At 47.3% G+C, this 11853-nt stretch carries 12 protein-coding genes; 5 read left to right on the plus strand and 7 right to left on the minus strand.

The genetic code is table 11. The annotated features are described in order from the left end of the window. Positions 1 to 83: 83 nt before the first annotated feature. From QQL66_RS05015 to QQL66_RS05035, 5 genes are all read left to right on the plus strand, one after another. Positions 84 to 548, plus strand: coding sequence for a hypothetical protein (locus QQL66_RS05015; RefSeq protein WP_284379509.1), 465 nt, complete (start codon positions 84 to 86; stop codon positions 546 to 548). A gap of 215 nt (positions 549 to 763) precedes the next feature. After that, positions 764 to 1132: a response regulator gene (locus QQL66_RS05020; protein WP_284379510.1), complete on the plus strand. Its 369-nt coding sequence runs from the start codon at positions 764 to 766 to the stop codon at positions 1130 to 1132. Between the two features lie 50 nt (positions 1133 to 1182). Continuing rightward, positions 1183 to 1797, plus strand: coding sequence for a histidine kinase (locus tag QQL66_RS05025; protein WP_284379512.1), 615 nt, complete (start codon positions 1183 to 1185; stop codon positions 1795 to 1797). 167 nt (positions 1798 to 1964) lie between these two features. Further along, positions 1965 to 2948 (plus strand): GGDEF domain-containing protein, encoded by a 984-nt coding sequence (locus tag QQL66_RS05030; RefSeq protein ID WP_284379515.1) that lies wholly within the window; start codon positions 1965 to 1967, stop codon positions 2946 to 2948. A 287-nt stretch (positions 2949 to 3235) separates the two neighbouring features. Further along, positions 3236 to 5428, plus strand: coding sequence for a vWA domain-containing protein (locus QQL66_RS05035; RefSeq protein WP_284379518.1), 2193 nt, complete (start codon positions 3236 to 3238; stop codon positions 5426 to 5428). 116 nt (positions 5429 to 5544) lie between these two features. On the opposite strand, the gene QQL66_RS05040 is transcribed toward QQL66_RS05035, so the two are convergent. The 7 genes from QQL66_RS05040 to nrdG all read right to left on the minus strand — a co-directional run bounded on the left by QQL66_RS05040 (position 5545) and on the right by nrdG (position 11814). After that, positions 5545 to 6819 (minus strand): permease, encoded by a 1275-nt coding sequence (locus tag QQL66_RS05040; protein WP_284379521.1) that lies wholly within the window; start codon positions 6817 to 6819, stop codon positions 5545 to 5547. Then, a complete protein-coding gene (locus tag QQL66_RS05045; RefSeq protein WP_284379524.1) occupies positions 6812 to 7234 on the minus strand; it encodes a MerR family transcriptional regulator in 423 nt (140 codons plus the stop codon). The genes QQL66_RS05040 and QQL66_RS05045 overlap by 8 nt, the downstream gene beginning before the upstream one ends. An 88-nt stretch (positions 7235 to 7322) precedes the next feature. Then, positions 7323 to 7796 (minus strand): YacL family protein, encoded by a 474-nt coding sequence (locus QQL66_RS05050; protein ID WP_284379527.1) that lies wholly within the window; start codon positions 7794 to 7796, stop codon positions 7323 to 7325. 28 nt (positions 7797 to 7824) lie between these two features. Then, positions 7825 to 8262, minus strand: coding sequence for an acyl-CoA thioesterase (locus QQL66_RS05055; protein ID WP_284379530.1), 438 nt, complete (start codon positions 8260 to 8262; stop codon positions 7825 to 7827). Positions 8263 to 8288: 26 nt separating this feature from the next. Continuing rightward, positions 8289 to 9050, minus strand: a complete 762-nt coding sequence (locus QQL66_RS05060; RefSeq protein WP_284379533.1) for an SDR family oxidoreductase — start codon at positions 9048 to 9050, stop codon at positions 8289 to 8291. A gap of 252 nt (positions 9051 to 9302) precedes the next feature. Continuing rightward, positions 9303 to 11150 (minus strand): anaerobic ribonucleoside-triphosphate reductase, encoded by a 1848-nt coding sequence (nrdD, locus tag QQL66_RS05065; RefSeq protein WP_284379535.1) that lies wholly within the window; start codon positions 11148 to 11150, stop codon positions 9303 to 9305. Continuing rightward, positions 11137 to 11814 (minus strand): anaerobic ribonucleoside-triphosphate reductase activating protein, encoded by a 678-nt coding sequence (gene nrdG, locus QQL66_RS05070; protein ID WP_284379538.1) that lies wholly within the window; start codon positions 11812 to 11814, stop codon positions 11137 to 11139. The genes nrdD and nrdG overlap by 14 nt, the downstream gene beginning before the upstream one ends. Positions 11815 to 11853: the final 39 nt, after the last annotated feature.

Below are 11853 nucleotides of genomic sequence, written 5' to 3' on the forward strand. Positions count from 1 at the left end.
GTATGCATTCAAGAAATCTGTATCTCTGTGGATTTTATGGTACTTTAACTGGGATTTTGGATGGCCTACATACGGATACCTACATGAACAAGCCAATGATTCTGGGGGCTTTGCTTGCCTCTGCATTATTTTCTAATGTCCATGCTGCTGAGACTAAAGGTCTGGATGAGCAGATGTTGAAATGTTTTGAAATGACCGACGAACAACAGCGCATCGTTTGTTATGACGATATTTCTCGTTCGATTGCCAAAGCAAACCCTGAGAAACAAGAGTTGATCAAGAAACGTGCGGTGGCTGACTTTGGCCTGACTCATCAGGAACAAGCGAATGATGAGATGGTGATGCAAGCTGTCCGTGTTGATCGTGAGCCTGGTGGTTTGTGGTCTATTACGATGGAGAATGGTCAGGTGTGGAAGCAGACGAAAGAAGAGCGTTTCAGTTTCCAATCGGATCAACCGCAAGTGCGTATCTTCAAATTATTACTGGGCTCTTACGCATTGACGGAAGAGGGTCGCAGTAAGAAGATTCGGGTAAAACGCGTTAAGTAGTTAATTCGTAGTTAAAAGGCCGTGAAAACGGCCTTTTTTGTACTCTGTATTTTTGGGTGTGACAATAAATCAGTCCGGAAATTACAATGACGGGTCTGTTAGTTACACGTCATCCTTGAAAAACAGCAGGTTAATGACTTTACTTGGATAGAGGGTAAGCCAGCGTTAGGCGACCTTCTTTCATATTAAATTCACGAGACAACGAAGTAGGGAACATGTCGACACCTGTACTGATATGTGATGATTCTAGTTTTGCTCGTAAGCAGATGGCGAGAGCATTGCCCAGCCAATGGGATATCGAGCTTTCTTTTGCAGGTAACGGTCAAGAAGCACTAGATGCAATTAAAGAAGGTAAGGCCGATGTTTTGTTTTTGGATCTTACCATGCCGGTCTTAGATGGTTATGGCGTACTGGAAGCAATTCGTGAGCAGGATTTACCAACCATGGTGATCGTGGTGTCTGGAGATATCCAACCGGAAGCCAGGGACAGAGTGAAGCAACTTGGCGCGTTGGAATTTATTAAAAAGCCGATCACGACGGACAAAATCAACGAAATATTAACCGCATATGGAATCATTGCTTAACTATCGGGCGTAACTAGCCTGATCTGCGGAAGTATTTCAAAGAGGTATATGTGAGCGATCAAGAAGTGGAACTCAACGAAGATTTAAGAGATGTCTATCAGGAAGTGACTAACGTTGCCATGGGGCAAGCGGCAGATCGCCTAGCACGACTTTTAGATGTGTTTGTAGTATTGCCTATTCCAAATGTGAACATCATGGAAGCGGGCGAATTAGAAATGGCGTTGCATGCAGCGTCTGAAAGTGAATCTGTGTCGGCGGTTTGCCAAGGGTTCATTGGAAAGGGTGTGGCGGGTGAAGCCTTATTAATCTTTAACGATTCCAGTTTCAGCGACATCGCCAAGTTAATGAAATATGAAGGCGAAATCGATGACGCGGTTCAGCTGGAACTAGAGATGGACATTTCCAGCATCCTGATAGGGGCGTTTTTGAACGGTCTGGCTGAGCAGCTCGACATGAGTTTCAGTCAGGGCCATCCGGTGGTACTTGGGCAACACTGTGATATTAAAGATCTGATTACGGCCAACTCGGCACGTTGGAATAAAGTGCTGACTCTGGAGATTAATTACACCATTAAAGATCACAACATTAATTGCGATCTGTTGTTGTTATTTTCGGATGACTCGATCATTAGACTGAATGAAATAGCTTCTTATTTGTTGGAGTAACGGCCCTTAGCGAACTCGGGGAAAAAGGCACCAGAAGTGCTCGTAGTTGAAATATTTGTAGTTGAAATATTCGTGGTTGAAAAACTCGTAGTTGAAACATTCATTTTTAACGAAATGGGCTTGGATGTATCCGGCTTGAAAGACGTAATGCAGCTGTTGGAATAATTATGCCGTCAGAAACTAAATTAGACCTCTCCGAATTTCACTGGATGATGGATATGCTCCAAACCATTGATGTGGGTTTGGTGGTATTGAATAACAACTACCAAGTGCAAATCTGGAACAGCTTCATGGAGAATCACTCGGGGTTAGATCCTGACGCGGTGAAAGAGAAAGTGTTGTTTGATCTCTTTCCGGAAGTCCCCAGGGATTGGTTCAGCCACAAAATTGATTCAGTGTTTCAATTACACAGCCGTGCTTTTACTACATGGGAGCAACGGCCTTATGTCTTCAAGTTTAAGAATTACCGCACGATTACTGGTACCGCCGATTTCATGTACCAGAACATTTCCATTATTCCTTTGATGTCGCTGAACGGAACCGTCGATCACGTGTGTATTCTGGTCTACGACGTGACGGATGCGGCCACCAGCAAAGCCCAATTGGAACAAGCGAACAAGAAACTCGAAATATTGAGTCAGACGGATCGTCTGACCCAGCTTTATAATCGGGGGCATTGGGAAGACTGTTTGGCAAAAGAGTACCAACGTTGCCAACGCAGCCATTTGACCAGTTCCCTGATCATGTTCGATATCGATCATTTTAAGAAAGTGAACGACACCTATGGTCACCAAGCCGGGGATGAAGTGATTCGGGTGACCTCGCAAGCCTTACGGGATAACCTTCGTCAAACGGATGTAGCCGGCCGTTATGGTGGCGAAGAGTTTGGTGTGATTCTGGTGGACACCAATGCTCAGGATGCCTACGCCTTTGCTGAACGATTGAGAGAAGCCATCGAAGCGATCACGGTGAAGTATGATGGGTTGGAGATTAATTACACCATCAGTATCGGGATTTCTGAAATAGCTTCAGACCTTAATGATTATAAAACCTGGCTTGAGCGAGCGGACATTGCGCTCTACCACTGTAAACGTAATGGACGGAATTGCTCTACGGTGTACCAGATTGGTATGGACGGAGAAGGACATTAGTTTCTTTTTCTAACACCTCCGCCACAAACTCAAGAGTGTGTTAAGGTTGCTAACCGAACCAAACTTGATATCAACCCATTCCCTTAGATAGTGAACCCAGTTGCTTTGGAAGTGAGAGACGGTTCACATATTTGCTACTAACTTGATCAATACGTAATTTCCTTACTCTTACTATGCCAAGCAGAGTTGGAACAAGCCGTTTCGATTTACTGCGATGAATTGCTCTCTCTGAGCAATTTTATGGACTCATGCTTCTTATAAAAACGAAGGGTAAAGGGAATTATTCTATGACCAATCAATTTGGCTTGCGATTACCTGCTATTTTAGTGCTGTCGGGATCGCTCCTGACGGGGTGTAATCTATTTGATAGTGATAAAAAACACAGCAATGATGATTCAACAGAGAGTAAGATTCTCTCGGCTGCTTTTGGTGTGGCACCCAGTGATGCCTGTCCGGCAGGCGGGAATGCGTTTGCTGCGGGTGTAGATACTAATGGTGACAGTACGTTAGGTGATGATGAGGTTACTGAAAATCTTGTTATTTGTGACGGTCAGATCACGGAAGAAAACATTGATAGAATTATCAGTACCGTAAGTATTGGCTTTGGTGATCTGCGTTGTTCAACGGGCGGTTACTTAGTTAATTTTCAACAAAATAGCACAATCCGGGAAGAAATCGTTTGTAATGCAAACGATGCCACCGATGATGCAATTGATTTGATTTCAAGTTTCTCTGCTAATCCTGCTAACCCTGAAATTAACTCAGACGTTACTATGACGATTGCACTGTCTAGACAACCGGAAGACGGTGAAACCTTTGGTTATCGTTGGGAAAATACTACGTTATCAGAGATCATTGAAAACAATGCTGCCACTTTAACGGTTACAGCACCTGAGGCCGCAGGTGCTATTACATATCAAGCAACCATCATCAGTTCTCTGGGGCAAGAAGAAATTGCGCAGTTAACGTTGAATGTAAGAGAACAATCGGAACCTGCATCGGTCGATTCTGTAACGACGACATCTAAACAGGTATTTATTCCGTCGGGCTATGAACAACCAGAAGCACAGCCTCAGGGAGATTTTGATGGTGTCATGTTGTATGCCGGTGAATCCAGTGGTCCAAGCATATCGAGTGTTCGAGCCGCAGCATTGACTGTTCGAAAGGTCTCTGCATTTGTGGCTGAAAGACCGGTGTTGAATTCGGGGAGTAATGCGCAAGCCGTGTTGGCTAACTTTGCAAATACTGTTGCTCAAGACACTGATTATGCATTACAGAATATTTCTACTTCACAACTTGAGGCTGGAGCCATCGCACTTGGTAGTTACCAATTGGTTTCAGGAACAGAACAAACGCCGACGGATGTCGCCAATGACCTGGTACAATTGTTGGGTGTGAATAAGATCGGGGGGGTTATTACCAATTTACCTGTAGCGTTGGATTCCGAGATAGGAGAAACCAATTATCGTCTGAATATGACGGTTGTGTTCCTGGAAAATGATCCAATTGCTGAGGATGATAATAAAGTCCTTCTGTTGGTAAGTCTTGTTAATGAAACAGAGGTTGAATCGTTTGAAGGTTTGATCAGTGGCCTAACTGACGGAACCAACATTGCTGAGCCAACGGATACGACTACTGTAGGAGCAAGTACATTTACGGGTTCTTCAGTGCAAAGTAAAGCGGACTTCTTGTTTGTCATTGATAATTCCGGAAGTATGTTTGATGAACAACAGGCTGTAGCCAATGCAGCAGATGATTTCGAAGCCAGAATTAATAATTCAGGGCTGGATATCAGAATTGGTACCATCAATACGGGGAGTTACATCCTTCTGGCAGATACCAACCAGGATGGTAGTTTTACCTCAGATCTCAGCGAATTTAAAAACGATGTGATTAATCAGGGCACTGATGGTTCCAGTCGAGAAACCGGTATCTATAATGCTGAACGAGCGTTGTATTCAATTGCATTAGGCGATGTCAATGATGGCGTTGTTACCGAAGCTGGCTTTCCAAGAGCTGATGCTTCTATGTCGGTCGTCATATTAAGCGATGAGCCAAGCCAATATGAATATCGTGCAGGTGAAGAGTTTGATGTCAGTAATAACTTATTCCTTGCTCGAAATTACCGTGTGTATGCGATCGTTGAACCGGACAGTCAGTTCTTTACTAGTCAGTATGATGATCTGGCCTTGGCGAGTGGTGGCTCGGTAGCCGATATTTCAAATACTTCTAGCTTCGATGCAATCATGGATGATATCGCGACTAAGGCGGGGGCTGCTGCCAGTGCCTTCCAATTACCGCATTCACCTATTTCTGGATCTATTAAGGTGACTGTAAATGGCCTAGAAGTGACCAAAAGCAGTATCAATGGCTGGAATTACATCAGTCTATCCAATTCTGTTGTGTTTTACGGGACTTCGGTGCCTGAAGAAGGGGATATTATTGAAATTGTTTATGACTACTTAACTACAAATAACTAATCCGATATTAAGTAACGCATCCAGGATGTTCGTTACTGTCGGAAAAGCAAAAAAAGGGAAGAGCTGAGTTCTTCCCTTTTTTGTTGTAACTAGGAGAGATCTTTCATTGGCGGCACTTAGCCACCAAACACGTTCATGGCCCAGCCGATAAAGAGCACTTGGGGTACGGTAATGAGTGGTAGGAAGAGGGCGATCTTCCAGCTCTTCATGGTATCCCGAACAACCATGATCTCCGTATAGTCGGTGGCGGCGCCAGCCATCAGGAAGGTGAAACCGTTGCCGGGCGCCGCAGCTCGGGTGACCAGATCTGCTGCAATCGGCGTTGATCCTTCCGAGCACACTTCAATTACTGTGGCGGCTAACAAGGTTAGGAAGAGTCCTCCGACGCTTGCACCGAACCAGGTTTCAAAGATCTCTAATGGCACGAAGGCTCGCAATAAGGCCACTAAGACCACCCCGAACATAATCCAGCGAATAACCATCTTCGCGCCTTTCACGCCATCCCATAACATGTGCAAGGTGGCATTAGGAGAATAGTCGGCCTCTTTTATTAAACGCATCAGTTCCGGTTTGAGTTTGAAGTCGGCCGGCAAGGCTTCTTTGTTCGGGTTCATGGGTAAGGTGCCATTGAGTTCCAACCGATCAAAGATCCAACCGCTGATCCACGCAATCACCATGGAAAAAACAATAAAGGCGAGCGTCCAGGGGATACCGATTAAGCCAAACAGAATCAAGGTGAGTGTGAATGAATTCCATGGGCTGGCAATCATAAAGGCCATCACCTGCCCCAAACTGGCGCCTCGCTCATAGAGCTTCATTGCGACCATCAGAATGCCGTGGTTACACAGATCCAGTAATAAACCGGCGAGAGTCGCCCGGAAGATACCGCGTTTGGTGTGCCCGGGACCCAGCGCAGAAATCACCACTTCACGAGGAATCCGGTTTAACCAGCCCACCAGTACAATCCCAAGCAATACACCCCACCACATGGCATGCAGCATTTCGATGGAGGTCTCAATCATCGTGTTGAGCCAGTTAATTTCACTGCTTTCGGGCCAGAAAGATAATGCTAATAAACCCGCGATGAGGCTGGTGGACCCCCAGAGAATCCAATCAAAACTGGCTTTCGCATCGTCATCACAGCAACTGGACACGGTTTTATTGGCAGCGGCCTGCGAACCGCAACAGCTACCCGCCTTCGATGCTGAATGGTCGTGAGCACTGTGAGCGTGAGTTGGATGCTGGTGTTGTTCCGCCGATGCGTCCTGAGTACTACAACAGGTTTTGTCTTGGGGCGCTTTCTTGGAGGCACAGCAGCTGCTTTCGGTTGAAGGCTCTATGTCCTTCTGATCTTTTACTGTACTGCAACAGGTTTGCGTGTGATCAGTCATGGCAGCATTCTCCTTCGCTAAATCCTTCTATCAGATGACAAATGTGGTCCCCGGTTGGAATGCAGTCGGGTTGCGAGGCCCAACGATCCATTGCGTCTTCCATATGACGGTAGGTGGCCTGCATGGCTTCAATTTTTTTGGCGACCTCTGACATGCGTACCGACATGATTTCACGAACTTGAGGGCAAGGGGATTGACCTTCCGCAGCTTGTCCAAAAATAACCTGAATGTCTGGTAGCGAAAACCCTAGGGATTTGGCTTCAACAATAAAAAGAAGGCGTTTTAAGTCACTCTCGGAAAATCGTTTGTAGCCGTTGTTTGGGTCGCGCTGGGGAGTTAACAGGCCAGTGCGGACGTAATGACGTACCGTATCGGCTGTGACTCCTGCGCGTTTCGCGAGTTCTGAAACTGTCATTGTGTGCTCCTGGTATCTTGTTAGTGTATACCATAGAGCTGTGTGTAACACACAGGTCAAGCGCAGGATTCTAAAAACGATATTTTTATTATGAGCCTGACTGAAGGAAGTTTTGCCAGGCCGTTAACAGCGCCTGAAAATCTTCGAGACCACACATGGCGTGTCCCTGTTGATCATCGATCGAAAGATCATCGGGGTCCAAAGCGTATTCCTGATCATCATCAAACAGCAGATCCTCTGTTTCTGTAAAGGAATGGTCGAAAGGCTCGCCGAAGGAATGTGATGCGCCAGCAACATCATCGAAGGGATCACCTGCATTGTGCAGCTGGGTTGATCTTAGGATGGCATCTTCCTGAGTAAGCGTTAGTCGGTAGTCTTGACCTTTGAAATGAAACTCACGGCCTTGTTTATTGAGTAAGGTGTCGAGCTTGCTTAGTAATGCTTTGATTTGTTGTGCATCGTCTTTCAGGTCATGAGTAAGCCAGTCGCCGAAGGCTTCGTGTTCCATTGAACAGTGGGCAATAGGGCGATGCAATGCATCGAAACTGAATTGGTAGTCCATGTTGAGTGACTTCTTGAATGGGGTGATATTAGGCGGTTAACGATTGAAACAAGGTCAGTAGTTCCGGCGGTGGGCTGGTGAACTTTCGAGTACTGAGGTTAATCCAGCTGCCTTCCACCGAAACGGTGGCGGCCTTGATCTTCTGTTCCGAGCCGTCTTCTGTTTCGCGGATTAACCAGAAGTTATGGGCAAACTTCCAACGCTTACCTGTTTTGCTCAGGTCCACCACATCGAAGTCGACGAGGAAGGTGTCGGACATGCCGATTTCTTTACGAAAGGTGGTTTCTTCCCGAAACAGCACCGCTCCAATACCCAACTCCATGAAACGTTCCTGCGAGAACCCGTGTTCCTGAAGAAAGGTAAAGCGCACCTGAGTGGCTAAATCGTTATAGGCGGTATGACGCAAATGCTGGTTCGGATCGAGATCCGACCAGCGTGGATGAAATTCCATTTGAAACAGGGCCACAACATAGATTCCTATGAAAGCGTGAGTTAGTCATCGGCTTTGTGAATGGACAGTGGCGACCAGCTTTGGCAGGTCGGCATCACTTCCAACGTGTTCACATTGACGTGGGCCGGAGTATTGGCCACCCAAAGAATAATGTCGGCAATGTCATCCGGTGTTAGGTGCTCGGTGTTGTCGTACAGGGAGTCAGCACGATTTTCGTCGCCTTTAAAGCGCACCAAAGAAAATTCGGTTTTGGAAAAGCCCGGTTCGATGTTAGTTACCTTAACGCCAGTGCCATGTACATCAGAACGCAGATTGCGGGAGAACTGTTGAACAAAGGCTTTGGAGGCACCGTAGCAGTTACCGCCCGGGTATGGCCAATTACCCGCCATGGAGCCGACATTGATCACGTGGCCGCGCTTGCGCTCAACCATGCCCGGCAGCAAGGCACGGGTGCAGTACATCAGACCTTTGCAGTTGGTGTCGATCATGTCTTCCCAGTCGTCGAGATTGGCTTTATGGGCAGGTTCTAAGCCCAGTGCCAAGCCGGCGTTGTTAATCAGAACATCTGGCTGATTGAAGGGGGCCGGTAGTTCATAGAAGGCGTCCAGCACGCTTTGGCGCTCACGTACATCCAACGAAATGGCGTGGACGTCGGTGATTTTTGACAGTTCGTTGGCAAGTGCATCGAGGCGTTCTTTTCGTCGACCTATGATCACCAGACGGTAGCCGTCTTCGGCGAATTTCTTCGCACACGATTGTCCAAAACCGGATGTTGCACCTGTAATAATGGCTGTTTTTGACACCTGAAAACTCCTCCTGAAAATGCCCTTCTGACCACGCTCTTCTTAAAGCGCCTTTCTTACAACGCCTTTCTTGAAACGTATGACTAAAGTGTAATGATTCGCTGTCGGGAAAGACAGTTTTTTGCTGATTCAATTATCAAGGAGCAAAGACCTGAGTCGGGTGTTAACCCGAACTCAGTCTTTTTTCAGCGTACTTTAGACGAGCTCTTCAGAACAGTACTTCAGAACAGGATGCTGGTTGTATCCGATCAGTTAGTTCACCGCTTGCGAACGATCCATTGCCAGACTGTGATCACCGGCGGCCTGGTGCGATTGTCGGTGATAATGCCTTAGCTGGTGCTCTTGTTGTCGGGCCTGACTGAACGCCGAAACGCGTTTGAGGTAACCAATCACTCGGGTGCCGTAATCTATGTTCTGACTGTTGCACTTGGAACAGGCATGAAGGGTGCGCTTATCGATGTGGTCGCACTCATTACAGATGGTGATTTTGACGTTGATGCAGAAGTAATTGCAACCAGTCGCCGCCGCAATGTTATAGAGTCTGAGGTATTGCTCCGGACTGAGTGCTTCATCGAGATTGAGATGCAGCGCCGAACCGCCATCCAGATATTCGGTCAGTTCTTTACCGTGCATGATGAACTTATCCACAGCGTTACAGGCGTCGTCTTCGACCACATAGAAGTAGGAGTTGTAGCACTCGCGATTTACCAGATAACCGTCGGCTTTATCCCATTTTGCGTTTTTGACACCGAGGTTTTCGGCCGGTACGAATTCGGTGTTGAACAGGTAGCCGGTGGCTTTTTTCGCGGCCTGGTTTGCGTCATAAATTACTTTTAAGCGTTCACGCACAAAGCCTTTGTATTCTGGGTTATTGCCTGCGGTGATGCCCCGACTTTCGGCGGCTTCGGCCATGCCGTTGATACCAATGGTCAGGAACTGTTTGTTGAGAGTGATGAAGCCGGAATCGTAGACCGGCAGCATGCCATGCTCTTGGTATTCTTCCATCAGTGTTCGATAAGCCATCTGATATTTTTGAATCTTTTCGACTTCGGTTTTGAGATCCCGGCCGTCCTGCTCCAAACGGTTCATATTCAAGGTAATGACATTGATCGAGCCGGTGGCTACGCCGCCCGCGCCTAAGGTGTAAGAGAAGGTGTTGTCGGTAATTTCATTACGCAGACGGCAGCAGGACGCCAATGAATCGGCACTGTCCGACTGATAGACGAAGAAGCTGTTGCCATCAGCCATTTGTTCCGCACAGAACTGGCTGAACTCGCGATCCCGACATTGACCGTCTTCGGTGAGCATGGCCGCAGTGACCACCGGGAAGGTGAGGATAGCTTTCTTACGCTCGTCGTTGAACCAGCTCATGAAGAAACGCTGGAGTGCATCCACCGAGGACCATTGGGGTTTCCGCATGTCGCCGTTGCGATCTGGTGGAAAGACAAAGTCACCGAACATCGAATCAAAGTAATATTGATCGTAGATTGAGATGTTCCAGAAAACACTCTGGTAGCCGCGTGCCGCTGCCGGTTGGTTCAAGGCATAGACCACATGTTGGAGATGATTGGCGATGGCTTTCGGGTGCTCTTGCAGGTAGTTTTCCCCATAGTCCTGACGAGCAAAGTGATCGAAATAGGTAAGGAACTCAACCGTAGCTACTGCCCCAGCGAACTGGGCACTGATCGCAAACACCAGATTGACGAATGAACCGCAGAAAGATTCAAGATGTCTCGGTGCACCGGATTCGCCGCCCAAGCCTTTTAACCCCTCCAGTAGAAACGGATACATGGTAATGGAGGTGCAGTAAGGTTTTAGGCTGGTCTCGTCGTGGACATAGATCTCATGATCTTCGATTTGGCGTTCGTACTCTTCGGCGAGCTCTGCACCAAACAGCTGGCTGATCTGCTGTTTTATCTTGGCGCGATTGATCTGGATAATCGCGTCTTTCATTAATTCTGCTTCCAGCGTCGCGATGTTCTTATGCGTAACGTTGGCATTGGCATCGACTTTCGAGCCTTCTGCCGCGTTGTTGGCGTGAATGTACGTCTCGATAAAATCCAGTTTATCGGTGATTTGTTCTGCATTAAGCCGAAGCATAAGAAACTCCTCGTGATGTTTGAAAGACAGTCGTGTTTTGGGTGGTTGATGGCAGATGTTCCTGGAACCAATAGGTCCGGTCGTGCCATAACTCCCCCTCTTTTAATTCGATAAAGACTTGATTGGTGGTTGGACTATCCAGTCCTCCCAGATGCTCTTTCCAAGCCCCCAGTTTGACGAAATCCAGATGTGGGCGAAGAGCGCGCGAAACGTGATTGCCTCCGGAATATAAACAGGTGACCAAGCCAAACTGTTTGGCGATTCGGAGCTTGTTCCGCAACGCGGAGGCGTTCCATTCTCCGCCAAGAAAGACCACGGCAGAGATCAGCCCCCGATATTGTTTTAAATAGCTTTCAAAACGCTCATCGGTCAGTGCGTGACCTGTATTCGGATCCCAAGTGTGTTCGCTATGACAGCCCGGGCACTGAAAGGGGCAGCCATGAATGGTGAATGCGAGCGCAACGTGATTGGGTAATTCCTGAAAGACCACATCCGGTTCAGAGCAATTGAACGCTTTACTAAGAGCGACTCTTTTCGAGTGCTCCGAATCTGTGTCCCGGTAAATTAAACCGTCAGCAGAATTGTGCTGTGTTAGCGGGATGATCTGTTGGTGCGTGCTCTTTTGATTTGCAGGCAGACAATTGGCACTTGGTGTGGCATCCATTGGAATATCCGTATATTTCGTGTGTCTATATGTAGTGGT

Source organism: Litoribrevibacter albus, from assembly GCF_030159995.1.
Taxonomy (GTDB): Bacteria; Pseudomonadota; Gammaproteobacteria; order Pseudomonadales; family Litoribrevibacteraceae; genus Litoribrevibacter; species Litoribrevibacter albus.